Source organism: Acetobacteroides hydrogenigenes (genome assembly GCF_004340205.1).
Classification (GTDB): domain Bacteria; phylum Bacteroidota; class Bacteroidia; order Bacteroidales; family ZOR0009; genus Acetobacteroides; species Acetobacteroides hydrogenigenes.
In genome coordinates, this window is the sequence record NZ_SLWB01000005.1 from 1 (window position 1) to 25,882 (window position 25,882).

Annotated in this window: 25 protein-coding genes, 1 tRNA gene and 1 rRNA gene; 18 read left to right on the plus strand and 9 right to left on the minus strand. The window is 47.4% G+C overall.

The features are described from left to right. A 5S ribosomal RNA gene (gene rrf, locus CLV25_RS16215) occupies window positions 1-83 on the plus strand; the annotation flags it as partial. A gap of 69 nt (window positions 84-152) precedes the next feature. Here rrf and CLV25_RS06490 read toward each other — a convergent pair. Together CLV25_RS06490 and CLV25_RS06495 are read right to left on the minus strand one after the other, a co-directional pair. After that, complete coding sequence (locus CLV25_RS06490) at window positions 153-485, minus strand: hypothetical protein (RefSeq protein ID WP_131838826.1); 333 nt, start codon at window positions 483-485, stop codon at window positions 153-155. Window positions 486-629: 144 nt separating this feature from the next. Then, window positions 630-2,186 carry a M28 family metallopeptidase gene (locus CLV25_RS06495; RefSeq protein ID WP_131838827.1) on the minus strand — a complete coding sequence of 519 codons (1,557 nt, stop codon included), beginning with the start codon at window positions 2,184-2,186 and terminating at the stop codon, window positions 630-632. A 66-nt stretch (window positions 2,187-2,252) separates the two neighbouring features. On the opposite strand from CLV25_RS06495, the gene CLV25_RS06500 reads away from it, so the two are divergent. Further along, complete coding sequence (locus CLV25_RS06500; protein ID WP_131838828.1) at window positions 2,253-2,489, plus strand: hypothetical protein; 237 nt, start codon at window positions 2,253-2,255, stop codon at window positions 2,487-2,489. A gap of 339 nt (window positions 2,490-2,828) precedes the next feature. Here the strand turns inward: CLV25_RS06500 and CLV25_RS06505 are convergent. Then, a tRNA-Met gene (locus CLV25_RS06505) sits at window positions 2,829-2,901 on the minus strand. 173 nt (window positions 2,902-3,074) lie between these two features. Here CLV25_RS06505 and CLV25_RS06510 point away from each other — a divergent pair. The 7 genes from CLV25_RS06510 (at window position 3,075) to CLV25_RS06540 (ending at window position 8,902) form a co-directional block, all read left to right on the plus strand. Next, window positions 3,075-3,458 carry a desulfoferrodoxin family protein gene (locus CLV25_RS06510; RefSeq protein ID WP_131838829.1) on the plus strand — a complete coding sequence of 128 codons (384 nt, stop codon included), beginning with the start codon at window positions 3,075-3,077 and terminating at the stop codon, window positions 3,456-3,458. Between the two features lie 112 nt (window positions 3,459-3,570). Then, the gene (locus CLV25_RS06515; RefSeq protein ID WP_131838830.1) at window positions 3,571-4,434 is read left to right on the plus strand and encodes a murein hydrolase activator EnvC family protein; all 864 of its coding nucleotides are present in this window, start codon (window positions 3,571-3,573) and stop codon (window positions 4,432-4,434) included. Between the two features lie 3 nt (window positions 4,435-4,437). Continuing rightward, entirely contained in the window at window positions 4,438-5,589 is a 1,152-nt protein-coding gene (locus CLV25_RS06520; RefSeq protein WP_131838831.1) for a 1-deoxy-D-xylulose-5-phosphate reductoisomerase, read from the plus strand. 3 nt (window positions 5,590-5,592) lie between these two features. Then, window positions 5,593-6,906, plus strand: coding sequence for an RIP metalloprotease RseP (rseP, locus tag CLV25_RS06525; RefSeq protein WP_131838832.1), 1,314 nt, complete (start codon window positions 5,593-5,595; stop codon window positions 6,904-6,906). A gap of 27 nt (window positions 6,907-6,933) precedes the next feature. Further along, window positions 6,934-7,938, plus strand: a complete 1,005-nt coding sequence (locus CLV25_RS06530; protein ID WP_131838833.1) for a DUF4837 family protein — start codon at window positions 6,934-6,936, stop codon at window positions 7,936-7,938. Continuing rightward, window positions 7,922-8,299: a hypothetical protein gene (locus CLV25_RS06535; RefSeq protein WP_131838834.1), complete on the plus strand. Its 378-nt coding sequence runs from the start codon at window positions 7,922-7,924 to the stop codon at window positions 8,297-8,299. The genes CLV25_RS06530 and CLV25_RS06535 overlap by 17 nt, the downstream gene beginning before the upstream one ends. 96 nt (window positions 8,300-8,395) lie before the next feature. After that, the gene (locus CLV25_RS06540; protein ID WP_131838835.1) at window positions 8,396-8,902 is read left to right on the plus strand and encodes a cupin domain-containing protein; all 507 of its coding nucleotides are present in this window, start codon (window positions 8,396-8,398) and stop codon (window positions 8,900-8,902) included. Window positions 8,903-8,904: 2 nt separating this feature from the next. Here the strand turns inward: CLV25_RS06540 and CLV25_RS06545 are convergent, their stop codons facing one another. From CLV25_RS06545 to CLV25_RS06565, 5 genes are all read right to left on the minus strand, one after another. Next, on the minus strand, window positions 8,905-9,444 hold the full coding sequence (locus tag CLV25_RS06545; protein ID WP_131838836.1) for a cysteine hydrolase family protein: 540 nt from the start codon (window positions 9,442-9,444) through the stop codon (window positions 8,905-8,907). 128 nt (window positions 9,445-9,572) lie between these two features. Next, entirely contained in the window at window positions 9,573-10,604 is a 1,032-nt protein-coding gene (locus CLV25_RS06550; protein ID WP_131838837.1) for a sensor histidine kinase, read from the minus strand. A gap of 184 nt (window positions 10,605-10,788) precedes the next feature. Further along, window positions 10,789-12,714 (minus strand): LTA synthase family protein, encoded by a 1,926-nt coding sequence (locus CLV25_RS06555; protein ID WP_131838838.1) that lies wholly within the window; start codon window positions 12,712-12,714, stop codon window positions 10,789-10,791. Window positions 12,715-12,848: 134 nt separating this feature from the next. Continuing rightward, window positions 12,849-13,997 (minus strand): biofilm PGA synthesis protein PgaB, encoded by a 1,149-nt coding sequence (locus CLV25_RS06560; protein ID WP_131838839.1) that lies wholly within the window; start codon window positions 13,995-13,997, stop codon window positions 12,849-12,851. Window positions 13,998-14,007: 10 nt separating this feature from the next. Beyond that, window positions 14,008-15,234 carry a C45 family peptidase gene (locus tag CLV25_RS06565; RefSeq protein WP_131838840.1) on the minus strand — a complete coding sequence of 409 codons (1,227 nt, stop codon included), beginning with the start codon at window positions 15,232-15,234 and terminating at the stop codon, window positions 14,008-14,010. A gap of 592 nt (window positions 15,235-15,826) precedes the next feature. Between CLV25_RS06565 and CLV25_RS06570 the strand changes: the two genes are divergently transcribed. From CLV25_RS06570 to argH, 7 genes are all read left to right on the plus strand, one after another. Next, the gene (locus CLV25_RS06570; RefSeq protein ID WP_131838841.1) at window positions 15,827-16,495 is read left to right on the plus strand and encodes a GNAT family N-acetyltransferase; all 669 of its coding nucleotides are present in this window, start codon (window positions 15,827-15,829) and stop codon (window positions 16,493-16,495) included. 118 nt (window positions 16,496-16,613) lie between these two features. After that, window positions 16,614-17,813 carry an argininosuccinate synthase gene (locus CLV25_RS06575; RefSeq protein WP_131838842.1) on the plus strand — a complete coding sequence of 400 codons (1,200 nt, stop codon included), beginning with the start codon at window positions 16,614-16,616 and terminating at the stop codon, window positions 17,811-17,813. A gap of 114 nt (window positions 17,814-17,927) precedes the next feature. After that, the gene (gene argC, locus CLV25_RS06580) at window positions 17,928-18,902 is read left to right on the plus strand and encodes an N-acetyl-gamma-glutamyl-phosphate reductase (protein ID WP_131838843.1); all 975 of its coding nucleotides are present in this window, start codon (window positions 17,928-17,930) and stop codon (window positions 18,900-18,902) included. A gap of 79 nt (window positions 18,903-18,981) precedes the next feature. Beyond that, window positions 18,982-20,112 (plus strand): aspartate aminotransferase family protein, encoded by a 1,131-nt coding sequence (locus CLV25_RS06585; RefSeq protein ID WP_131838844.1) that lies wholly within the window; start codon window positions 18,982-18,984, stop codon window positions 20,110-20,112. A gap of 370 nt (window positions 20,113-20,482) precedes the next feature. After that, complete coding sequence (gene argB / locus CLV25_RS06590; RefSeq protein ID WP_131838845.1) at window positions 20,483-21,271, plus strand: acetylglutamate kinase; 789 nt, start codon at window positions 20,483-20,485, stop codon at window positions 21,269-21,271. Between the two features lie 562 nt (window positions 21,272-21,833). Next, on the plus strand, window positions 21,834-22,898 hold the full coding sequence (locus CLV25_RS06595; protein WP_131838846.1) for a M20 family metallo-hydrolase: 1,065 nt from the start codon (window positions 21,834-21,836) through the stop codon (window positions 22,896-22,898). Window positions 22,899-23,124: 226 nt separating this feature from the next. Continuing rightward, window positions 23,125-24,456 carry an argininosuccinate lyase gene (gene argH / locus CLV25_RS06600; RefSeq protein WP_131838847.1) on the plus strand — a complete coding sequence of 444 codons (1,332 nt, stop codon included), beginning with the start codon at window positions 23,125-23,127 and terminating at the stop codon, window positions 24,454-24,456. A 53-nt stretch (window positions 24,457-24,509) separates the two neighbouring features. Here the strand turns inward: argH and CLV25_RS06605 are convergent, their stop codons facing one another. Then, entirely contained in the window at window positions 24,510-24,779 is a 270-nt protein-coding gene (locus CLV25_RS06605) for a hypothetical protein (protein ID WP_131838848.1), read from the minus strand. A 230-nt stretch (window positions 24,780-25,009) separates the two neighbouring features. On the opposite strand from CLV25_RS06605, the gene CLV25_RS06610 reads away from it, so the two are divergent. Both CLV25_RS06610 and CLV25_RS06615 read left to right on the plus strand, forming a co-directional pair. Next, window positions 25,010-25,363: a YraN family protein gene (locus tag CLV25_RS06610; RefSeq protein ID WP_131838849.1), complete on the plus strand. Its 354-nt coding sequence runs from the start codon at window positions 25,010-25,012 to the stop codon at window positions 25,361-25,363. A 45-nt stretch (window positions 25,364-25,408) separates the two neighbouring features. Then, window positions 25,409-25,765: an MmcQ/YjbR family DNA-binding protein gene (locus tag CLV25_RS06615; RefSeq protein ID WP_131838850.1), complete on the plus strand. Its 357-nt coding sequence runs from the start codon at window positions 25,409-25,411 to the stop codon at window positions 25,763-25,765. The last annotated feature ends 117 nt before the right edge of the window (window positions 25,766-25,882 follow it).

Sequence of the window (25,882 nt, forward strand, 5' to 3'; positions counted from 1 at the left end):
CTTCCCATTCCGAACAGGGCCGTTAAGCCCGCCAGCGCCGATGGTACTGCTACACCAAGCGGGAGAGTAGGTGGCCGCCAAACCTATAGAGCCCCCGATCATTAGATCGGGGGCTTTTTTTATGCCTTGTTTGAAGCGGTTCTGATGCGGGGTTAGCTTTTGTTGCGGGCAAAAAGGAGCACGTCGAGGATGGTGCGCTTTATACGGCTGTCAATGTTCCTTTCGATATCAGTTTCGGTAACCTGATATTCGTACTTTGTGCTGCTGTTGGGGATGTAGTCGAATGTATCCTTGATGATGTTGGGGTTGAACTTTATTGTTAGCCGATCGGGAAGTAGAACAATGCTGCTAAAGAAAATGCTCGAGTTCCCTTTAGATATCCAAACCTCAAAGGAAGAGTCTGTGTCTTTTGTAATAAGACATGGCTTTACAAGGTTTTTCTCGTAGTTTCTTATTTCATCGTAAAGGCTGGAAAGCTTATTCATGGCTCTATTTTTATAAGAGTTAGAACAGGCCGTATTGCGTAGTGTTTATGGGAAGATCTTAATTTGTGTTATGCTGAAAATGCCTATTTATCCCAGTGCTCAAACCCCTTTTTGATGATGATTTTGTAACTATACGAGAAAAGGTTACTGATTGGCGAGCTTCCAAAGGCTATAAAAGATGAAGTTAGTAATACGTTCCATTCGGGGGTAGTTAATTATGCTGGCTTCGTCGGCAGGAGTATGGTAGTCGGCATGTTCGCCAGTCGTGATAACGATAGAGGGTATTCCTGCTTTTACAAACATGTCATGGTCGGAGCCATGCGTCCATAAGTCCAGTTCTCTTTCAGAAATAGGATCTGATATACCAATTTTTGCCATTTGGGCGCTTTGTTTAAGGTGTTGCTCTGGGCTACCATCAAAATTTCCTAGAATAATGGGATATACATACATATCGGAATCGAAATGGCTCTGGTTAGACCGTCCGATCATGTCGATGTTTACAACCGCTGCTGTTTTTTTAAGCGGGATGATGGGGTTGTTGATCATGTAGTACGATCCGTATAGTCCGATCTCTTCGCCGGTAAATGCCACCAAAATTATGCTTCGGTTAGGTACATGACCGGTGCTTTTGGCCAACTGTAGTAGGCGAGCGATTTCTAGCACTGCTGCTGTTCCCGATGCATTATCGTCTGCACCGTTAAAAATACTATCGGCCATGTTATCCGCGAATTTGGTATGAGAAATTGCTGTGCCAATATGGTCGTAATGCGCGCATACGACTACGGCTTCGTCCTTCTTATTAGCGCCACCAAATACCCCAACAACATTTTCGGTTTGAACCTTTGTGAGCCTGTCGGCTGGTAGGCTGCCGCTAATCTCTAATGCCTTTCCAACTAGAGTTCCTTTTACATGGGGGTATTCCTTAAGCGCTTCTTTGGCAAAAAGTTTTTTAAGTAAGATTTCGTCGGTTAAAAGAATGTCAACCTTTGGATGCCTTGCAAGGAAGGGCAATACCTTGCTGTAGTAGCTATTTTGGTTGGGCAATATGGGATTTGAAGTGGACGTGTAGAATAGCGTATCTCCTGACCTACTTATTTTTTGCATGAGCGGAGAAGCAAAGGCAAATCGGCTACGATTGAGCTCTGTGACCTCATTTGTTGGGAGAACGAGGAGAAAGGTGCCCTTAACCTCTTCTTGCCTTGCATTACAGGTTTGGATTATCCTGTTCAACCCTTCGTCGATCGATTTGGCTGCCACTACAGGGGCATAGCAAGCGCTGTCCGATTCCCTATTTTCTACAGAACCGAAGTAGGGAATTATAGAGGTGTTGCCAATGCCATCTCCCGATAGCGGCATTATGTCGCTAAAAAAGTAGATCTTTCTTGAAGAATCCTTAATCTTTACTGAAGCATTCCTAAAGTCGAAAGGGGATGAGTATAGTTCGAAGGATTGAAAGAACGGCTCTGCGCTACCTGGGTTGATGGGGCTAAGTCCGGCCTCCCTAAACTTATCGGCAATGTAGGTTGCCGCAATTCGTTGTTCGATGCTGCCGGTTTTACGTCCTTTTAGGCTATCGGAAGCCAAAACGTATATGTGCTTCCTTAAGCTATCGGGGGATGCTTTAAGACCTTGAAGGAAGGCTTGTGCGCTGCTGCTGTAGGCCATGGCAACGAGCAGAGCAGGAAGTAGGAGCTTCTTCATATGGATCGCTACGAAGGGTTAAAACGTGGGCCGATCGGTGTGCTTGGCAGAGACCCGCCTGCGTAAATGTATAAGATTATTTGGTTCGTTGTTCGTTGTAGCGCTAATGTTCGTAGTTGGGCTGCTAAATGTGCTTGTGCAAGGGAGCTATTGGGGCAGAAAGGTGCTCTTGCAGCAGCTTTGGATGGCGGTTTTGTAGGCGTAGAGGCCAGTTTGTGGGGGCTAGAGGTGTATAGGTTTGTCGTAGTAATGGATTCTAGAGGAAGCATAGCAGAAGTGCGCAACGTAGTAGTGAGCATGTGAAAATAAGTTGCGAGTACGAACAGTGTAGTCGCGAGTAGGTAAAATAAAGTTCTGAGTATGTACAACGCAGTCGTGAGTATGTAAAATAAAGTTGTGAGTGTGTACAACGTAGTCGTGAGTAAGTGAAAGAAATTCGTGAGTACCTGAATATTTTTTGCGAGTACCTGAATGGTTGGGCCTGTTTCTCGTAGGAACAAAGGAGATGCGGCCTTGTGAGTTGGTGGGTCGTCGCGAATAAGGTATGGATATAAGGGTCGAATATCGATGCCGCATATGGCCTATGCTTATCGGGCGAATGGGAAAAGAAAAAGCCTTCAGATTTCTCTGAAGGCTTTCTAGTAGCGGGAACAGGACTCGAACCTGTGACCTTTGGGTTATGAGCCCAACGAGCTGCCAACTGCTCCATCCCGCAATATAATATCTTAAGTTGTATTGCTTTCGTGTTTCTCAATTGCTCTGCAAAGGTAATTCCTTTTTTCGATTCTGCAAGGGTTTTCTAAAAAATATGTTTGCTATAATTGTGAATGGCTCTTGTTCTATTTGGAAACTAAGCTGTAACTTCGTGGAATAAAACAGAATTGTCCTATGCCATTAGTATTTAAACCTGTTGACATCAGTACGGAAGAGAAGGAGTGCCGTAAGGACTACTTTGACCGCCATACGCCCTATGTAATATGCGAGCGCCAAGCTAAGCGCAACGAGAAGCTAAAGGTAAAGGTAACCTTGGGCGATCAGTACGTACATCCCGACGACTACGACCACTACATTAGCACTATCCAGCTTTGGAATAGGGAGACGCTACTTGCGCAGGTGCACTTTATGCCCGGTGCAATGGGAAATCAGCCAGGCCATGTAGAGGTTGATTTTTATGTTGTTCCTAAGATGACCATGAACCTTACTGCAATGGCCGTTTGCACCAAGCATGGCTTGTGGGAGAGCGAGACCGTTGATGTAGCCGTTGTGGATTAAGCTGCGAATGAGCTTCTGGGTAGCCGATTGGAAACGTAATGTTCGCCTTTCGGCTTTTTGCGCATAGTACGCTTAAATCTTATATATTTGTGGTCTTCAACATAACCCTACAATGGCCGAGAGCAAAAAGAAGAAGCTGATCACCAAGCTGCACCATAAGTACCGTTTAAGCATCTATAACGATTCCAATCTTGAAGAGGTTTGGTTCCTTCGTCTATCGCGAATGAATGTGCTGCTTGTTTTTGGCTCGCTGATAATCCTGATAATATTTGGTGTAACCATTCTTATTTCGTTCACTCCGCTGCGCGAGTTTATACCCGGCTATCCCGACAAAAATACCCGTAGGACTATTGTTGCCAATGCGCTAAAGGTTGATTCGCTCGAGCGTGAGCTAACCATGTGGCAGCGCCATCTTGATAACATCAATAGGGTTCTTTCGGGGAAGCCTACCGAGGTTATCGAGAGCAAACCCGATACGACAAAGAAGTATAAAAACCTGGATTTGGGCCGATCGGAGGAGGATTCGAAGTTCAGAGCCGAGGTGGAAGCTGCCGAAAAGTATAAGCTGGCCGTTTTTGATAAGGCCAAGAAGACGCAAGGTATTTCGGGCATTCGCTTCTATACACCCGTGAAGGGGAAAGTGCTAAAGCCGTTTAACAGCCAAGCAGGGCAGCTGGGCGTAGTGCTTTCGGTGGCGCCTAACGAGCTGGTGCTGGCAACCCTAGAGGGAACGGTGGTTAGCGCCGGATGGAGCATGGAGTTTGGGTATAGCATCGTTATACAGCATAGCAACAACCTGATATCAGCCTATAAGTACAACTCGCAGGTTATGAAGAAGGTTGGTGAGAAAGTTCGTGCTGGTGAGGCTATAGCCGTGGTGGGAACAAGAAGCGAGCAGAAAAATACGGCTCAGCTCCTATTTGAGCTTTGGTTTAACGGAGTACCGATTAACCCACAGCACTACGTTATTTTTTAGGTGATGATTAAGAAGAGAATTGCAATACTTGGCTCAACCGGCTCGATAGGTACGCAAGCCCTTGAGGTTATTGAGGCAAATCCTGACCTATTTGAGGTAGAAGTTTTAACGGCCAATAATAGTATAGAGCTGCTTATAGAGCAAGCCGTAAGATACCAGCCAAACGCAGTTGTTATCGGTAATGAGGCAAAGTACCAGATGGTGGCTGATGCGCTTAGCCGCTATCCGATTAAGGTGTATGCCGGATCTAAGGCTATAGAGCAGATCGTAGAAATGGAGACCATTGATGTGGTGCTAACGGCTATGGTTGGCTACTCGGGTTTAATGCCCACCATCAATGCCATTAAATCGAAAAAGGTAATTGCTCTTGCCAACAAGGAAACCCTAGTTGTTGCAGGCGAGCTGATAACCGCTCTATCGCAGGAGAATAGGGTGCCCATAATTCCGGTCGATTCGGAGCACTCTGCCATTTTCCAATGCTTGGTTGGCGAGCTGAGCCCTATAGATAAGGTTATACTTACCGCGTCGGGTGGTCCATTCCTTCATACCGACATTGATACGCTGAAAACCGTCACCCGTGCTGATGCCTTAAAGCATCCGAACTGGAGCATGGGGGCGAAAATTACCATCGATTCGGCATCGATGATGAACAAGGGGTTTGAGGTGATAGAGGCCAAATGGCTCTTTGGGGTGACCCCCGACCAGATTGACGTGGTGATACACCCACAGTCGATCATCCACTCGATGGTACAGTTCGAAGATTCGTCCATAAAGGCGCAGATGGGGTTACCCGACATGAAGCTTCCCATTCAGTATGCCTTTACCTTTCCTGATAGGGTAAAAACAGACTTTAAGCGCCTAAATTTTAAAGACTACAGTACGTTAACGTTCTTAGAACCCGATACCGGCAAGTTCCGAAATCTTGCTTTTGCCTACGAGTCCATGCGACAAGGGGGAAATATGCCCTGTATCCTAAATGCCGCTAACGAGGTGGTGGTCGAAGCCTTTTTAAAGGGGAAGATCGGGTTCCTAGAGATGTCGGACATCATCGAGAAGGTTATGTGCAGGGCATCTTTTGTCCAAAAACCAACACTGGCCGACTACTGCGAAACCGATACCGCAGTGAGGACGCTAACAACATCGCTAATTCGATAAAAAATGGAAATACTTGTAAGGGTAGCACAGCTACTATTAAGCCTTTCGATCCTAGTGCTGCTCCACGAGGCAGGCCACTTTTTCTTTTCTAAGCTTTTCAAAATCCGTGTAGAGAAGTTCTACCTATTCTTCAATCCTTGGTTTTCGCTGTTTAAGTTTAAAAAGGGGGATACTGAGTACGGTGTTGGTTGGCTTCCATTGGGGGGCTACGTTAAGATTGCCGGTATGATTGACGAGAGCATGGATAAGGAGCAGATGAAAGAGCCTGTTCAGCCATGGGAATTTCGTGCAAAGCCATCGTGGCAGCGCTTGCTGGTTATGATTGGTGGAGTTCTGGTAAACTTTCTACTAGCGCTGGTTATCTACATCGCAGTTCTTTACACATGGGGCGAAGAGTACGTTGCCAATAAAGATGTAACCTATGGTATTCAGGCCGACAGCTTGGCTCAGCGCATAGGATTCCGCAATGGCGATAAGATTATTTCGTTGGATGGAAAACCTCTCGAAAATATAGCAACGCTTCAGGGGGACATCGTCCTCAATGAGGTGAAGAATGTACTGGTTGAACGTGATGGAAAGCAGGTTAATGTTGCCATTAGCCCAAAGTTTGTTCCCGAAATCCTTAAAGCAAAAGGGATGTTCGGTCCTCGTGTAAAGTACATCGTTGCCGATGTTGCTGATGGTATGCCCGCAAAGGCTGCTGGGGTAAAGGCTGGCGATAGGTTTATAAAAGCAGATACATCCACGTTTGAGTATGTCGATGAGTTTAAGAGCTACTTTGCTGCTCATAAGAACAAAAAAATTACAGTAGCGGCTTTGCGCGGTAACGATACCGTTAGCTTTAGCATTGTTCCAAATAGCCAAGGTTTAATAGGAACGATGTTTACAACTTACGAGCAGTTTAAGATTAGCAAAATTGAGTACGGTTTTTGGGAGTCTATTCCTGCCGGAATAGACCATGGTATAGACAAGGCTGTTAAGTACGTTCAGCAGCTAAAGCTGATTGTAAAACCTGAAACAAAGGCATACGAGTCGTTAGGTGGTTTTATTGCCATTGGTAAAATATTTCCAGGATCGTGGGATTGGGGAGCCTTTTGGGAAATGACGGCATTCCTTTCTATTATTCTTGCTATAATGAATATTCTGCCTATTCCAGCACTGGATGGAGGACATGTTATGTTCTTGCTCTACGAGATGGTTACCCGTCGTAAGCCCAGCGAGAAGTTTATGGAGTATGCCCAGATTGTAGGAATGGTAATCCTTTTAGCATTACTTATTTATGCAAATGGGAACGATATAATAAAATTATTTCGTTAATTTCAAGCAATAATTAAACCTACCGCTATGAGATTACAAAAATGCATACTGATTGTCTTTACCATCCTAGCCCTATTTACAGGATGTAAGGAAACCAAGAAGGGAAAAACAATGCTTCCGAGTCCAGCAGGGGCTATTTGTGATGTATTGGTTGTGATTAACGAAGAGAGCTGGAAGGGAGAGCTGGGAAATGTATACCGTGAGGTACTCACAGGTCCTTATCCATACCTTCCACAAATAGAGCCTTACTTTAACCTATCCCATGTAACCAAGGATGTTTTTGCATCAACGGCTCAAAAATTTCGGAATCTTATTATTACGAAAGTAGACCCAAAGTTTACCAAGCCTCAGTTTGTCATTCAAACCGACGTTTATGCTTCGTCGCAGGTTGTAGTAAACGTTGCGGCTCCTACTGCCGAAGCCGCTGCAATTTACATAAAGGAAAATGCTGATCGGTTAAGGGAGATTCTGGATCAAACCGAAAAGGATCGCTATGCCGAGTTGGCCAAATCGAAGGCAGAAGCCTCCATTACTGCTGCTGTTAAGGAAAAGTTTGGGTTTGACATCTTCTTTCCTAGCGGATATCAGCTTCGCACTAGCAAGCCCGACTTTATGTGGATATCGCTGGAGACTAACCTCTCGAGCCAAGGCTTACTAATTTATACCAGCAAGTATAGCGGCGAATCGGATTTCACCGAGGAAAATCTGAGCAAGATTTCCGATGGCTTCACAAAGCAGTTTGTACCAGGACCAAGCGATGGAAGCTTTATGGTAGTTGGTAAAACCGTTGCTCCTAAAGTAGAAAAGCTTACCTATAAGGGACGCACTTGGTACCGCACGCGCGGCTTCTGGGATGTGAAGAACGACTTCATGGGAGGTCCGTTTATTAGCTACTCTACCTACTGGAAGGAAAGGGACATGGTGCTCACCATCAAGGCGTATGTATATTCGCCTAAGAAAGATAAGCGCAAAACGCTGTTGCAGACAGAGGCGCTCATTTTCAACGTGAACCTAGATGGAAAAGAATCCTAAAAGGAGTGGTACTTTTGGGATAATAACGAAGGAGCAAATGGAGGATGCGCTGCTTCGCGAAGAGATTGTAGTAGATGTTGCTAAGCAGCTCGAAAAAGATTTTGGGATGTGGGGTATGTCCATCTCTTTTAGCAACGATATTCCTCGTGCTTACGAAGAACTCTATGTACAAGTGTACAACCATATTGTAGCGCTTGGGGTTGGCGATACCAGTCGGCTTAAGAATCTGCTGTACCAGGTTGATATTAATGTGGCAGGAGTTTTAAGGCAAAAGGTAGAAGGTAGCCTAGAGGAAGAGCTGGCGCATAAGATTATTGAGCGTGAGCTGCAAAAGGTTCTGTTAAGAAGATTTTATAAGTAAATAAAGGAAGAGGAGGTTGCCGGATTGGTAACCTCCTTTTTAAATTTGCGTTAGGGATAACATCGTCGTTTTTAGTTAACGATAAAACATGAAATTATGGCAATCGCAGACGACTTTATACGACAGCTACAGCTGACACCTCATCCCGAAGGAGGTTACTACCGGGAAGTGTACCGATCGACAGACAAAATTGAGGAAGAATGCCTTCACCATCGTTTTTGTGGTGGAAGCCGTTCGGTGAGCACCGCTATTTACTTTCTGATGGAGACGGGAAACTTTTCGGCTTTCCATCGTATTAAGTCGGATGAACTTTGGCATCACTACAAAGGAGTTAGCCTCGAAATAGTCGTAATTCACCCTAAAGGAACATTGGAGATCCTTAAGCTAGGAACAGATTTCGAAAAGGGAGAGCGTCCTTTACAGGTTGTTCCTGAAGGGTGCTGGTTTGCTTCGCGTGTTGTAGACGAAGGTTTTGCCCTAGTAGGCTGTACTGTGGCTCCTGGTTTTGACTTTGCTGATTTTGAGCTGGCAGATAGGTCAAAGCTTATAAAAGCATACCCTGAGCATGAAAAGATAGTATTAGAGTTAACCCGATTACCTTAAGGCTATATTTCTACAACTACCTCATCAAAAGGTTTGACGTGTAGCTTATGAGTGGTGGGTGATAGCTCGCTCCAAATCCAGTTGTGATGCATGATAACGGTTTGGGCATCAAGATGTGGACGGTTGCCGGTTGTATGACCATCTTCAACGACCGTTATTTTGTAGTTTTTACCCAAAGCAGATCGGATAGTAGTGTCGACACAAAAATCGGTAGCAAAACCGGTTATTACGAGTTCGGTTATGCCTTTTGCTTCTAAAACGTTTTGCAGGGTAGTATTGTAGAAGGCATCGTTGGCTGTTTTTTCAACAACAATGTCTTTGGGCTTCTGAATTATGGATGGAAGAATTTCCCAATCGGGAGTGCTAGGGTAAAGGTAGTCTTGGTTGCTTCCATCATGTTGAATAAAGACAACGGGGTATCCGGATTTTCTAAACTTTTCAGATAGGGCATTTATCCGGCTAATTACACCTATGGCATCGTATCGGGGAGTAGATGGGGTAAATAGCCCAACCTGCATATCAATAATTAGTAGAGCTTTCATAGTATCCGTTTTTGTTAATGTAGGTAGAATCTCATGCGATAGCTCGCTCTATATGACTAGATTCGAGCGATAAATATATGTAAAAGGATTTGCTTTTTTATGTCAGAAAAGTTAAAAGTGCTACGAAGCTACAGTTGGGGTAGCGTAAAGTAGAAGGTACTGCCTTTGCCAAGTTCGCTCTCTGCCCATATTTTACCGTTATTTTTTTCGACAAAGTCTTTGCAGAGGGTGAGGCCCAGTCCAGATCCTTTCTCGTTGGCGGTTCCTTTTGTAGTTATCGAAGCAGTGCCGAATAGCTTGGACAGGTTTTCGGGAGACATTCCGATGCCGGTATCCGAAACTTTTATGAGGGTTGCCTTACCGTTTTTTTGAGCGCTTAGGGTAATGCGATCGTTATTTCGGCAGAACTTGATTGCATTGGCAAGTAGGTTTCGTACTATTGTTTTGAGCATATTTATATCTGCAATGGCGACACATTCGCCATCAACTTTTTGAACCATTAGCGCGATGCCTTTCGATTTGGCGGCTGACTCGAATTGGCTTACCTGATCTTCGAGAATCTGGTATAGGTTAACCTTTGTCAAGCAGATGTGGTTGTTGCTCATTTGGCTTTTTGCCCAAGAGAGTATTTCTTCGGTAAGCTCAAGTGATCGGCTTACTTCCTTGCTCATTAGTGGAAGTATTTCATCGAATTCATCCTTTGAGAGATCTCTTGATTCTCGAAGGTCGAGGATGTTTTTTAGGGTTGCTAAGGGACCTCGTAGGTCGTGTGCAACAATTGAGAACATGCGCTCTTTTGACTTGTTGCTTTTCCTTAAGCTTTCAACCTCTCCTTTGAGCTGTTCTATTTGTGCTAAAAGGTCTTTTTTAGTTTTCTTTCCCTCTCTTCGAGTTCTTAGAAGTACTAAAATCAGGGAACCACTAAGCAAAAGCGCTAGTAGTAATATGGCATTTTTGGCTACTTGATTCCAATTCGAGGAATTTTCGTTGGCTAGAGTGGGTTTGGATTGTTCGTTAATAACTTGTGCTGTGCTATTGCTGATTTGTGATATCAGTATAAAGTGGTTGGTGGATGAAAGTAGAAGCGGAGCCTTTCGATTCTCAGCAGAAAGGCTTAGCGATAAGAAGGTAATTAACAGAAGAAAGATCCCCTTTTTCATCTTGGCTCTCGGTTTTGGTTGTAGAGCACTTTCTACTTCTAAACAACCTATGCTTTTAAAAAGCTCGAAGAATATCTTTCATAAAGCATTTTATTATACGTAAACATTGTTAAAGGAAAAGCGTAGCTAATATTGGCTACGCTTTTCCTTTTTGCGAACGATTGTAAGTTCCTATTGGATATTCTTATATAGGCTTTTTGGTTAGCCCATTCTTGTAAAGGTAATACGCACCTTGGTAGTAAGCTACTGCTTCGTTGAGCAAGGCGTTGTTTTTGGTAGAAGGTGTTAGGTCGTTGGTGTTTTTGTCGTAGGTAAAAAACTCGCTCCTACGCTGTACATCCAGCACTACCACCTTATTACCCTTAATGTAGCCGAGCTTTTGGTAGGTGCCAACAAACGCGCGCTGCTCTTCGGGCTTCATGGTAAGGATATTCTTACCAAAGAACTTGGACTCGTAGCTCCATCCCATTAGGCCAAGGATGGTGGGGGCAACGTCTATTTGGCTGCATTGGGTTTCCACCTTAGTAGGCTTCACTAGGTTGGGGTTATAAACGATGAATGGAATGTGATACTTCTCTATGTTAATGCTCGATTTGCCGGCGCTGTTGTTGCAGTGGTCGGCCACGATGATGATGAGCGTATTCTTGAACCAAGGTTTGCTCCTTGCATCGCGGATGAGCTGCCCCATGGCGTAGTCGGTGTACTTAACGGCTCCCTCGCGTCCCGAGCCCGATGGAATATCCACGCAGTTTTCGGGATAGGTGTAGGGGCGGTGGTTGGAGGTGGTCATTACGTACTGGAAGAAGGGCTTACCCGCTGCGTACGAGCTGTCGGCCTCCTGGATGGCCTTCTTGAAGAGATCGCCATCGCATACGCCCCAAGCGTTGGCAAAGCGGGTTTCCTCTTTGGTGAAGAAGTTACGGTCTACCACTTTAAATCCGTTATTGCCGAAGAAGTAGTTCATGTTGTCGAAGTAGCCGTAGCCACCATAAACGAACTTGGTGTCGTACCCCTTTTGGCTAAAGACAGAGCCCAGCGTAAAGAGGCTCTCGTTGCCCGGACGGCGTACAATGCTTGAGCCGGGTGTTGGAGGAATAGACAAGGTGATAGCCTCCATTCCACGTACCGTGCGGGTTCCGGTGGCATACAGGTTGGTGAACAGCATTGACTGCTTGGCGATGCTATCGAGGTTGGGCGTTAGCTTTTCGGTATTGCCAAACGCTCCAAGGAACGATGCGCTAAGGCTTTCGTTACAGATCAGGATGACGTTGTAGCTCTTTGCCTCTTCCGAGCTGGTGATTTTTCGGGTGATATCATCGGGGTTGCTGCTGGTGTACTGGCTACCGTCGGTGGCTAACAGCTTGCGGAGCTCGGTAAGGGTAGCCTTATCATCGTTGTTGACGTAAAACTTGTGGTAGTCGAGCTCGTTGTTGATGTAGGCTGACCCCAGCGAGTAAACGCCATCCTTAGCCAGCTCGCTGTTGTACTGGTTGTCGAAGTACCTCTCCGTATTTTGCCCGAAGGCAAAGAAGGCGATAAATGGAAAGATGATAAAGGCGCTACCAACCTTGAGGCGTTGCCAAATGGTGGTGCTGATGCGCTCGCTTGGGGTAAACAGCTTCTTGCGGATGGCCAATGAGGCAACAGCCGATGTGAAAAGGGTCCAAAGCGATACTACCAGCGGTATGTTGTACGACTCGAATATGTTGTTGGTAACCTCCGAGGTGTACACCAGGTAGTCTATGGCGATAAAGTTGAAGCGGGTGCTGAACTCCTCCCAGAAAAAGTACTCGGCAAAAGCACCAAATATGGCTGCAGCAATCAGTATGGTGTAGAATACGATTGCTGAGGTCATCCTCCAGCGCTTGTAGAAGGCGTTATCGGTGAGCAGCGTTACCAGAAGGGCAAACGGGATGAGCATGTAGCTTACCGAGACGATATCGTAGAAGGCGCCCATTGCGTATACCTTTATCAGATTCCAGATGTTCCACGAAACATCGGCACGGGAAAAGAAAAGAAGGTAGGTTCGGGTTGCCATAGCTATGGACATGTAGATTCCTGCTAGGCTTAACACCCCCTTAAAGCGGGTGCGCAAAATCGATTTAAACATAAAGCGTGGTGTAATTTTACTCGCCGCCAAAAATAGTGAAATAAATCTCTTTGCAAACCAAATAAAAAAGCAGTAAAGAGTAGGCTTTTTACATTCCCTATCTTTACTGCTTTTACTGCGGTTGTTGGTTAAATCTACATCACTGCACCAACCATTTCCTTTAGGAGAATTAGCTCTCTTTGGAGCTGCTTTTTCTTCTCTATATCCTTTTCAACCTTGATTGCTGCTTGCAGATCGGGAATGGCATCAGGGCGCTCGAGCTCTACCATTAGCTTGGCGGCAAGGAGGCGAACCTCGAAGCTGGTGTCGCGAACCATTTGGGGGATGTACTTCTTGGCCGACCATGCCCGCATATCCACAATCTGCTGCATGGCCGTTAGCTTCTCGTCCTTACTCTTGATGAGCTTCCCAAAGGCTTCGTCCTGCTTGGTAAGAAGATCATCGGTAAAAAGTATTTCCTTTGTGTGGATGTGGGGGCGAACAACGTTGCTCTTGTAACTTACGAGCTCCCTGTTGGCAACAACACGCACCAAGCGAGGGATCATCCAGCGCATGCCTTGCGTTGCCTCGGGATGACCCACAACGGAGGCAGTCTTTCCCTTTTCCACGTTGGTGATAATCACAAAAGGTCGATTGTTGGTCATGTTGGCGGGTGTGCCAGCCACGGTATGAACGTCGCTTTGCATGGTGGCCAACTGGGTATAGCTATACTTGGAGCCTTTTGCAGGAGTCAGCACAGGACCTTCGTAGTAGAGCGAGTAGTAGATGGCGCTATCCTTTAGTTCGGGGAATATCTTCTTGCCCTCTTCGGTGAGCGAGAACTTCACCAGCCCATGCCCGCGGTGGTCGTGCTCGATGTCGATGGCTTGCGCTGCGCTTAGTCCAAGCGAGGGATATCCGGGCGTTTCGGAAAGAATGTAGGCGCCGGCGCAGATGCCAACTACCCCTTTCCCTTCCTTCTTTACCTTGTCGATTATTTTCTGCTGACCGAGCAATCCAAGGCTTCCGGTTTCGCTTCTACCGCTTCCGCCGGGGAAGAGGAAAACGTCGATATCATCGGCAGCGCCGCTCATGATGTCGGCCGCCGAGATGGTGCGCGCCTCGATGCCGCTGTCGATGCGGAGCGCCTCTAGGGCATCGGTTATGCAGTCGGGGCTATCGCCGTTTTTGTCGAATACGCCAACGTGGATAATATTTTCTTTACTATCTGTATTGCTGCTGGTATTGTTTTTACAGCCAAATAAAATAGCTGCAATTGCAAATAGGTATACTAGTTTTTTCATGATCAACATTCTACTTTTCGGTTACTCCAAACTCTGTTGTATAGGTTTTCTGAACAAGGTTATCCAGCCACTGGTAGAAAAGAACCATCTCCTTTTCATCTACCTTTTTCGTTCTCCAAGCCGTAAGGTTTTCCTCGGTTCTTCTGAAGATATCCTGCTCAACCTTTTCAATCTTCTGCACGTACCCCGTTTTCTCGAGGTTGATGAGCTTGGAGATTTGAAGGTAGCGGTCGCCCCCCGAACGCTTGATGGGGTAGCACTGCTCCATTAGCTGCAGCGCCATTTGGTTGAGCGGGGAGTTGCCGATGCTGTTATCCCTAGTCAGCATTTTAGGTAGATTTTGTCCCCCTTTTACCCATGTAGGTAGTGCGATGCAGGTGTTGGGGAAGCCAACCATGGTCCATATGGTAGTAAGCTCGGGCGATTCGTTGGGCTTAACGCCGTGTACGATGATGGCCGAGGTGGTTCCGTTGCGGGTGATTAGGTCGTCGGAGCTAACGAAGTAGTCGCCTGCTGGGATCTTCTCGTACTCGGTGCGGTAGTTGCGGTTGATAATTGGATTCCTAAAGCAGCGCGAGAGCTTCTGGATTAGCGTTTGGTAGTCGAGCGATCCCTTGCCATCGGCATCGAACAGCAGCTCCTGGGCGGTTTGGTAGCGAACGAACCCGTAGCCAACATCCTTTTTACCGGTAAAGGAAAAGTTGGTGCGCAGCACGTAGCCGTTGGGCGCTACGGCAGGATCGTTAGCATCGAATTTGGTGAAGGTGTAGTTGTTTACCTCGTAGAAGGCAGCACCACCCTTAGCATCAATAACACCAAAGTGTGCGGCCAACCCCATTGGCTTAGGATTACTTTTTAGCAATTCCTCGAAATCTTCCAGCGTAGCGCATGTTTGAAGAGCCTTATGCATGAAGTATCCTTCAAGATCTTTTTTCGATGTAGTATCGCCTTGGTTTACGTTAAACGAGGCGCTGTTCATGATGGAGAATCCTGCAGAGTTGGAACCACCCCATACCTGCTTACCCTCGGTATCCTCGGAGTTGATTAGACCAACGTAGCTGTACTTGCCATCGTTGAAGTACATCAGGCTGTTTTTGGCGTAGTCCGAATCGCGGACCTTCCACATCATTGGGCGTCCATCTTTGGTGTACTTACCGGAGATGATTGCGGTGGTGCAGGCTATCCCTTGCTGGAAAAGGAAGCCAAAAAGTAGGGTTAGGAATAGAATACGTTTCATAGGTGGTATGTTTAGGTTGATGGTATTAGTTCAATCCGTCGAACCTGTTTCGTTAATTAATTTAGCTTTACAAATGTAGCGGAATATTGGTATGTCCCTAATTAAATAGGGGGGTAATTTGGCCATCGAGCGGAGTCGAGGCCCTGCTCCCAAGAGCGAATAGGATACTATAAAGGGCAAAGACGGTAGCTTAGCATATCCCTGTATCTGTTAAATAAAAAGAAAAGAGAATCGACGAATAATCATCGGAAAAATTAATATATACATTTGCCAAACCTAATAAGGCAGTAAAAGCGATGGACAACAACCTTAATGTAGTAAGCACAACCGTTTCGATGGGCATCTCCGCTCAACGTTCGCTTGCTATTTCATCTGCTTTTACCTCTACAAGCCTTAACCGACGGGAAAGCCGGCGGTAATCATATCTTGCCCCACTAGGGCATACTCTCACAATCAATCATTATTTGCAGCTAGCTAAATTGGCAATTGCCTCTTCTGGCATCGTATATTGAACTTTTCTGCAAGTAACCAATAAGTCGCCCTGAGCGAAATCAACGCAATTAATTCATCACAGTACAATTTTAGAGGCATCATGCATATTGATGATTTTGTGGTAACGGTGGCAACTACCGACCACATCAAGTACAGCCAGGAGATCGTTGACGAGATGGCCGAATCGGCTAAGCAGCGCGGTACTGGTATTGCAAAGCGTACCCCATCGTACGTAGCCCAAAAGATAGAGGAGGGAAAGGCCATCATCGCCCTTTACAAGGGTGTGGAGTGGGCCGGGTTCTGCTACATCGAAACGTGGGGGGGCAAGGAGTACGTCGCCAACTCGGGTCTGATCGTATCGCCAAAGTTCCGTAAGGTGGGTTTGGCAAAGAAGATTAAGGAGAAGGCTTTCGAGCTCTCGCGCGAAAAGTATCCTAACGCAAAACTGTTTGGTCTTACCACCGGATTGGCGGTGATGAAGATCAACTCGGAGCTGGGCTATGTGCCTGTTACCTACTCGGAGCTAACCGACGATGAGTCCTTCTGGAAGGGCTGCGAGAGCTGCGTCAACTTCCCGATCCTCATGAGCAAGGAGCGCAAGAACTGCCTCTGTACGGCCATGATATTTGATCCTGCTAAGCAAAAGGGTGGCGATGAAACTCCACTGGAAAATTTCAAGAAAAAGTCGAGGCTATACGAGCGCTTCATGAGGCTCAAGGAGTTTATCATGCTCAGGGGCAAGTTTATTAAGGCGGCGTTGTTTGCTTGATAGATATAAGATGTTAGACATTAGACGATAGATGTTAGACGAATGCAATAATAGCGAAGTCTCAAAATCTAAAATCAACGGTCTAAAATCTAAAGTCTAATTATAAAATCGAATCAAAATGTCAAAAGAAAAAGTTGTTTTAGCATATAGCGGTGGATTGGATACCACCTTCTGCGCTCTCTTCCTCAGCAAGGAGCTTGGTCACGAAGTACATGCCGTAATGGTTGATACCGGTGGATATACCGCCGAGGAACTGGAGGCTATCAAGAATAAGGCGCTGAGCCTAGGTATTGCCTCGTACAAGTGCATCCACATTACCGATGAGTTCTACGACAAGTGCATCAAGTACCTTATCATGGGGAACGTGCTTAAGAATAACACCTACCCGCTAAGCGTTAGCGCCGAGCGCGTGTTCCAGGCTATTGCCATTGCTCAGTACGCAAAAGAGATGCAGGCTGATGCCATCGCTCACGGTAGCACTGGAGCCGGAAACGATCAGGTACGTTTCGACTTGGTGTTTAATACCATCGCTCCGAATGCCCGCATCATCACCCCTATTCGCGACTTTAAGTTTGCCCGCGAGTACGAGATTGACTTCCTTAAGAAGCATGGCGTAGATTTCGAGGCAAAGAAGGTTACCTACTCGCTTAACGTGGGTATTTGGGGAACATCGGTTGGTGGAAAGGAGACGCTTTCGTCGCATGGTCAGCTACCCGAAGAAGCCTATCCAACTCCATGTACCGCAACCCAGCCGCTTGATGTGGAGCTTACCTTCGAGAAGGGCGAGTTGAAGGCTATCGACGGAAAAGCTTACGCCAACCCAGTTGAGGCTATCCATGCACTTAACGCCATTGCAGGTCCTTACGGCATTGGTCGCGACATCCACGTTGGCGATACCATCATCGGTATTAAGGGTCGCGTAGGATTCGAGGCGGCTGCTCCATACCTTATTATTAAGGCGCACCATCTGCTAGAAAAGCATACGCTAACCAAGTGGCAGCAGTTCATCAAAACGCAGCTCGCCGACTGGTACGGCACCCTTCTTCACGAAGGCCAATACCTCGATCCAACCCTACGTAATATCGAGGCGTTCTTCGAGAGCTCTCAAAAGTACGTTAGCGGCAAGGTGTTCATTACGCTTCACCCGCACTACTTCCAGCTTAACGGTATCGAGTCGGAGCACGATTTGATGTCGAGCAAGTTTGGCGCTTACGGCGAGGAGAACAAGTCGTGGAGCGGCGATGATGTGAGAGGCTTTGCCAAGATCCTCGGCAACCAGCTCTCGATCTTCCAAAAGGTTAATGGGGTGGAGTTCTAAAATGCAGACGTTAGATATTAGATTTTAGACACTAGACATTAGATAAATGCAACAAACAGCAAGATCTAAAGTCTAAAGTCTAAAGTCTAACATCTAAAATCTAATATCTGAATTATGATTAAAGCCGGAATTATTGGCGGAGCAGGTTATACGGGGGGCGAGCTGATTCGCCTTCTGATTAACCATCCCGATGTGGAGATTGCCTACGTAAACAGCAGCTCCAACGCGGGAAACTACGTGTACGAGGTGCATACCGACCTCTTTGGTGATACCGACCTTCGCTTTACCAGCGAGGTATCTACCGATATCGATGTCATTTTCCTGTGCGTTGCCCACGGCGATGCCAAGAAGTTTTTGGCGGCGAATCCGATGCCTTCGAGCGTTAAGATCGTTGACCTTAGCCAAGATTTTAGGATTAAGGGAACATCGCCCGAGGGTACTGGCTTCGTGTACGGACTACCAGAGATTAACAAACAAGCTATACAAACTGCTACACAAATTGCAAACCCGGGTTGCTTTGCAACCTGCCTGCAGCTGGGGTTACTTCCCCTTGCTGCAAACGGTTTGCTTACCGATGAGCTCCACATTACCGGAGTGACTGGCAGCACGGGGGCAGGACAAAAGCCCACCACCTCAACCCACTTCAGCTGGCGATCGAACAACCTGTCGGTGTACAAGGCGTTCGAGCATCAGCACCTGAAGGAGATAACCCAGAGCGTGGTGCAGCTGCAACCCGACTACAAGCACTCCATCAACTTTATCCCCTACCGTGGTGACTTTGCCCGTGGTATCATCGCCAACATCCACACCAAGTTTAGCGGTACGGAGGAGGAGGCGGTGGAGCTCTACCAGAAGTTCTACGCGGGTCAGCCCTTTACGCATGTATCCACCCAAAACATCGACCTAAAGCAAGTGGTAAACACCAACAAGTGCCTGGTGCACGTGGAGAAGCATGGCGAGTACCTTTTAGTGATGAGCATCATCGACAACCTGCTTAAGGGGGCATCGGGACAGGCGGTTCAGAACATGAACCTGATGTTCGGCATCCCCGAAACTGCAGGGCTGAAGCTGAAGCCGGTGGCGTTTTAAAAAAGACTTTAGATGATAGACGTTAGACTTTAGATAGGTCTAATATCTAAAATCTAATATCTAAAATCTTAAAAAAGCAATGATTCCATTCGACGTATATCCCGTTTTTGATATTAACCCGGTAAAGGCCGAGGGCTCTTACCTGTGGGACGATAAGGGTACAAAATATTTAGACTTCTACGGTGGGCATGCCGTGATCTCCATCGGCCATAGCCATCCGTACTATGTGAAAAAGATTAGCGAGCAGCTTTCGCAGATTGGCTTCTACTCCAACTCGGTGAAGATTCCTATGCAGAATGAGCTGGCCGAAAAGCTGGGGAAGCTTAGCGGCTACACCGACTACCAGCTCTTCCTGTGCAACTCGGGCGCCGAGGCCAACGAGAATGCGCTGAAGCTCGCCTCGTTTGTTACCGGACGCAAGAAGGTGATTTCCTTTACGGGGGCCTTCCATGGGCGCACATCGCTGGCCGTTGCCGCTACCGACAATCCCAAGATTGTGGCCCCGGTAAACGCTACCGAGAACATCGTATTTGTTCCGTTTAATGATACTACGGCATTCCTAAATGTGATGGATGCCGAGGTGGCTGCTGTGATTGTAGAGGGAATCCAAGGAGTTGGCGGAATACAGATACCTTCCGCCGATTTCCTTGAAACCATTCAGGCTAATTGCAAGGAGTTTGGCGCAAAGCTCATCCTCGACGAGGTGCAATCGGGCTACGGCCGTACGGGCAGGTTCTTTGCCCACCAGCACTTCAACGTAAAGCCCGACATCATCACCACCGCAAAGGGTATGGGCAACGGGTTCCCGGTGGCAGGCGTGCTCATCGCACCCGACATCAAGCCAACCTACGGCATGCTCGGAACCACCTTTGGCGGAGCCTACCTTGCCTGCGCTGCCTCTATTGCCGTTTTGGATGTGATGGAGCAGGAGAACCTGATGGCCAACGCGCAGAAGATGGGCGACTATATCCTGTCTAAGCTGCAGGGTATTTCGGGCATCAAGGAGATAAGGGCGCTAGGGCTGATGATTGGGGTGGATATGGAGAAGCCGGCAGGACCGCTGCGTAATGCCCTGGTGTTCGACCACAAGGTGTTTACCGGAGCCGCCGGAGCGCACACCGTGCGCCTGCTGCCCGCGCTAAATATCACCCAGAAGGAGGCCGACGAGTTTATCGATGCCTTCAAAAAGGCTATTGAGGCAACGAAGTAGCATCAGTTAGCGGCGGTAGAGCATTTACGAAGTGTAAAGCTTCATCGCCGCATGGCAGTAGAGCATTTACATAGTGTAAAGCTTTATCGCCGCATGGCAGTAGAACATTTACATAGTGTAAAGCTTTATCGCCACTCGGCAGTAGAGCTTTTACATAGTGTAAAGCTTCATCGCCACATGGCAGTAGAGCTTTTACGTAGTGTAAAGCTCTGTCGCCACTCGGCAATAGAGTTTTTACGAATTGTAAAGTTCTGTCGCCGCATGGCAGCTAAACCTGATAGTTTTTTAAAACCTGTCAGGTTTGAACCTTGAATTAAGCGTAGGCGTAGCTCTAAAATCTAAAGTCTAACATCTAACATCTTCAAACAAGATGATCACAATAGTAAAAATAGGCGGCAACGTGATCGACAATCCGGCGCTGCTATCCGATTTCCTCGACAAGTTTGCCCAGATTGATGGCCCTAAGGTGCTTATCCACGGCGGAGGCAAGATTGCCACAGAGCTATCGCTAAGGCTGGGCGTAGAGCCCCAGCTGGTGGATGGCCGCCGCATCACCAATGCCGAAACCATCGACATCGTAACCATGGTGTACGCCGGATTGGTGAACAAGAAGATGGTGGCTGCGCTTCAGGCTCGCGGGTGTAACGCCATCGGTCTTTCGGGGGCCGATGCCAACATCATCTGCGGCGTTCAGCGCCCAAAGGAGCCAGTCGACTTTGGCTTCGTAGCAGATCTGAACGAGAATAGCGTGCACGACGACCACCTCAAGCAGCTGCTCTACGACGGGTTCACCCCCGTATTCTCGGCAATCGTGCACGATGGCAAGGGCAACCTGCTCAACTGCAATGCCGACACCATCGCCTCGGCCATCGCCGTGGCGCTATCGAAGAAGGGCGACACCAAGCTGGTGTACTGCTTCGAGAAGAAGGGCGTGCTGAAGGACATCAACGACGATAGCTCGGTTATCAGCCTAATTAAAAAGGATGAATTCGGTGAGCTTGTCAGCACGGGTGTTGTTGCTAAAGGTATGCTCCCCAAGCTGCAAAACTCGTTCGATGCGCTTGCCAAGGGCGTAGGCTCGGTGGTTATCACCCAAGCCGAGGATGTGCTTACCGCCTCTGGTGCGCCACTCGCCTGCGGAACAACGCTGAGCCTGTAGCCTTCCGAATAGCCAGAAGTTAACCTAGAATAAACGGAAGTGGAGCGAAGCGACATCCCGCCTTAGCGGGATTAAACGGAAAGATTCGGAAGTTATACAGGAGTTAAACGGAAGAATTTTGAAGTCAGAGAAGTCAAAGAATAAGCAACGAGGCTAGTTAGGTCTGCCTTATCCCCCCGCTTAGGCGGGAGGTAGGGGTGGGTTAATAGGACAAAGACCTGCATCGAGACGCGAGCATCGCGTCTCTACCAGCTCGATAGATTGGATTTAAAGATCTTCTTGGAGGCTGCACAAAGCGTATTTCCCTCCTTTACAAGGAGGGGTCGGCGAAGCCGGGGGTGGTTAAGTAGGTTTTCCTACTACACATCATCTCAAGATATCCAACCACCCCGCCCTGCGGGCACCTCCCGTAAACGGGATCTTCGTCCTCCTTAAAAAGGAGGGGAGTCGCACTGATTGAACGCTAAGCGATGCTCATGTAGGATGTAACCTTTAATAGCAATCAAGAAAAGACCTGACAGGTTTTTAAAACCTGTCAGGTCTGAAAAAAACAAAAAGTAGCATGGACTACAAAAATCTCTCAAACGGTGCCATCGAGCTGCTGAAGCTGCTCATCTCTACCCAGTCGTTCAGCGGCGAGGAGGGAACGGTAGCCGATTTGATGAACCACTACCTCACCTCGCGCGGCATAAAAACGCAGCGTTACCTGAATAATGTTTGGGCGGTTAACGAGGATTTCGATCCCAAGAAGCCCACCGTGCTGCTCAACTCGCACCTCGACACGGTGCGCCCCAACACGGGCTACACCCGCAACCCGTTCGAGCCAACGGTGGAGGGCGATAAGCTCTTCGGTTTGGGCAGCAACGATGCCGGTGGATGCTTGGTGTCGCTGGCAGCAACCTTCACCCACTTCTACCATCAAAAGGGGATGAAGTACAACATCGCTTTTGCCGCAACGGCCGAGGAGGAGAACTCGGGCAAGAACGGCCTAGAGTGCGTGCTACCGCTGCTGCCCCCCATCGACTTTGCCATTGTGGGCGAGCCCACGCAGATGCACCTAGCCGTTGCCGAAAAGGGGCTGATGGTGCTCGACTGCGTGGCGCACGGCAAGTCGGGGCACGCTGCCCGCAACGAAGGGGTCAACGCCATCTTCAAAGCGATAGAGGATATCAGCTGGCTCAACACCTACCGCTTCCCTGTAGTGTCCGACTATCTGGGCGAGGTAAAGATGAGCGTAACCATGATAAACGCCGGAACGCAGCACAACGTGGTGCCCGACCGCTGCTCGTTTGTGGTGGATGTTCGCCTTACCGACGCCTACACGTTGGAGGAGGTGTTCGAGTTCATCAAGCAGAACATCAAGAGCGATGTCACCTGCCGCTCTATGCGCCTACGTCCGTCGAAGATTGATATTTCGCACCCCATCGTACAGGCCGGATTGGCACTGGGGCGCACCACCTACGGATCGCCAACCACCTCCGATCAGGCGCTGGTCGACTCGCCATCGCTCAAGCTCGGTCCCGGCGACAGCGCCCGTTCGCACACCGCCGACGAGTTTGTGTACCTCTCCGAAATCCACGAAGGCGTGGAGCTGTACATCAAGATGCTGGAGAAGGTTATTCTTTAGAGGAGTTAGAAGAAGTGGAGCGAAGCGACATCCCGCCATCGCGGGATTATTCGGGAGTTAAGCGGAATTTATACTGAAGTTTGACGGAAGAAGTTAAAGAAGATTGACGTTAGAGAAGTTAAAGAATAGTCCTGATGCTTAATTAGCGCTAGTCCCCCTTGGATAAGGGGGTGGGGGATTGATTCTTTTATCTCATATCTCAAATCACATATCATAAATCAAGACTATGAAACTTTGGCAAAAGAGCTATCAGGTAGACCAGTCCATTGACACCTTTACGGTGGGCGACGACCGCGAGCTAGACCTCTACCTAGCAAAATACGACGTGCTAGGCTCGTTGGCGCACACCCACATGCTCGAAAAGGTAGGCTTGCTCTCGGCATCCGACCTAGAACAGGTGCAAAAAGGGTTGAAGGAGATCTACAACGAAATAGAGGAGGGGAACTTTACCATCGAACCCGATGTTGAGGATATCCACTCGCAGGTAGAGCTGCTGCTCACCCGTCGATTGGGTGATGTGGGCAAGAAGATTCACAGCGGACGCTCGCGCAACGATCAGGTTTTGGTCGATATTAAGATGTTCCTCCGCAGCGAGGTAATGCGAGTAGTGTACAGCTACAAGGAGCTGTTCGACCTTTTGCAGGAGCTAAGCAACGAGCATAAGGATAAGCTGCTGCCCGGTTACACCCACCTTCAGCTGGCTATGCCATCGTCGTTTGGGATGTGGTTTGGCGCCTATGCCGAAGCTATCACCGACGATATGGAGGTGCTGTTGGCTGCGTACAATTCGGCAAACAAGAATCCACTTGGCTCGGCAGCTGGCTACGGATCAACATTTCCGCTGGACAGGCAGCTGACAACAGACCTCTTAGGTTTCGAAACGCTAAACTACAACGCCGTATTTGCCCAAATGAGCCGTGGCAAAACCGAGCGCAACGTGGCCTTTGCCATTGCTGCTGTTGCCGGTACGCTCTCCAAGCTAGCCTACGACGTGGTGCTGTATATGAACCAGAACTTCGGCTTCATCTCCTTCCCCGACGAGCTGACCACAGGATCGAGCATCATGCCGCATAAGAAGAACCCCGATGTATTCGAACTGGTGAGGGGCAAGTGCAACGTCCTACAGTCGCTTCCCAACGAGCTGATGCTGCTCACCAGCAACCTGCCATCGGGCTACCACCGCGACCTGCAGCTTACCAAGGACGTCATCTTCCCAGCCTTCAACAAGATTGTTGACTGCATCAACATAACCACCTACATGCTCTCGCAGGTTCAGGTAAAAGAAGGCTTACTCGACGACGAAAAGTACGACGTGCTCTTTAGCGTCGATGCCGTAAATAACCTTGTAGTAGAGGGTAAACCGTTCCGCGATGCCTATAAGATTGTAGGGGGCGATATTGCCGAGGGTAAGTTTAAGCGACCAGAGCAGCTAAACTACCAGCATCTGGGTAGCATCGGAAATCTTGCCAACGATCAAATAGCCCAGTTAATGGAAATGAAGCTGGCGCAGTTTAGCTTCGATAAGGTGAGTTCCGCAATCGAAGAGCTTGTTAGATAAACAAAAAAATCCCAGACCTGAATCTGGGATTTTCTATTTTGTAGTAGCCGAGGTTATGACTTCTTCTCAGCTTTCTTTTCAGCGCAGCAAGCTTTTTTCTCAGCCTTTTTCTCAGCGCAGCAAGCTTTCTTCTCGCCTTTCTTTTCGTTGCAAGCTTTCTTACAATCTTTATGATCGCCAGTGCACTCTTTCTTATCGTTCTTCTTGTCGCAGCACTTCTTTTCTGTCTTAACAGCTTCTTTCTTAACAGGTGCTTGAGGTGTTTGAGCAAATACTGCACCAGCAATTAAAAGAGACATAGCTAGAATAGCAATTTTCTTCATATTGTTACATTTTGTAGTTGGAACTCTTTTTTCTTTCGGCAGCAATTTAGAAAAATTCTAATTATTGATTCTTTGCTTTCCTAAAATTTCTCGACCATTAACAAAATATTAACGACTATAGCCCTTTTTAGGCAGTACAGATATTGATGGATAGTACTTTATGAAAGTATTACGTAAAGTTATTATCTTACATCGCAAATAGCATTGAAAACTATAGTTAACGTAGAAGTATGAATGAGTTAGGGGCAAAGGGCGAGGAACTTGCAATCCTGTATCTTCGCACTAATGGCTTTAAAGTTCTTTTTACGAACTGGCGCTACGGTCACAAGGAGGTTGATATTATTGCCGAAAAGAATAATGTGCTGCACTTTGTTGAGGTAAAGGCGCGTAGCCAATTCTATCTGGATGAACCTAAGTTGGCAGTTGTCCGAAAAAAGCAGAACAACATCATCATTGCTGCCGATGCTTTTATGCAGCAGCGAAATGATGGTCGCGAGGCCAGCTTTGATATCGTCAGCATTGTTTTTTACAAAAATCATCATGAATTGGAGTTCATTGAGAATGCCTTTGAGCCCAACTTTTGATGGTAAGGAAATGGTATATTTGCTGCATAACCATTACCTACATTGATGAACATAGAAGAGCTACGCGAATACTGCCTATCCAAGTCTGGAGTTACCGAATGCCTCCCATTCGATGAGGTTACGCTGGTATTTAAAGTTGCTGGCAAGATGTTCCTACTTACCAATCTTGATGGAGATTTTAGCATCAACATAAAGAATACGTCCGAAAAAGTAATAGAAATGAAGGAGGAGCATTCGTCGGTGCTCCCTGGTTATCATATGAACAAAACCTACTGGGTAACGGTGCTGGTTGATGGTACTATACCCGATAGCATCATTTATAGGTGGATTGATGAATCGTACCTTGAGGTTGCCCTTAAGCTTCCCAAGAAGGTTCGAAACGAGTTGGGTATCGAATCCTAAAACTTTTAGGAATTTTTGCTGAAACCTAGGATTCTAGAAAATCAAGATTATTTTTGTAGCATAAAAGCCGATTGGAAAAAGATTAAAAACGACTCGACTTGGCGCGCTTGTCTATCC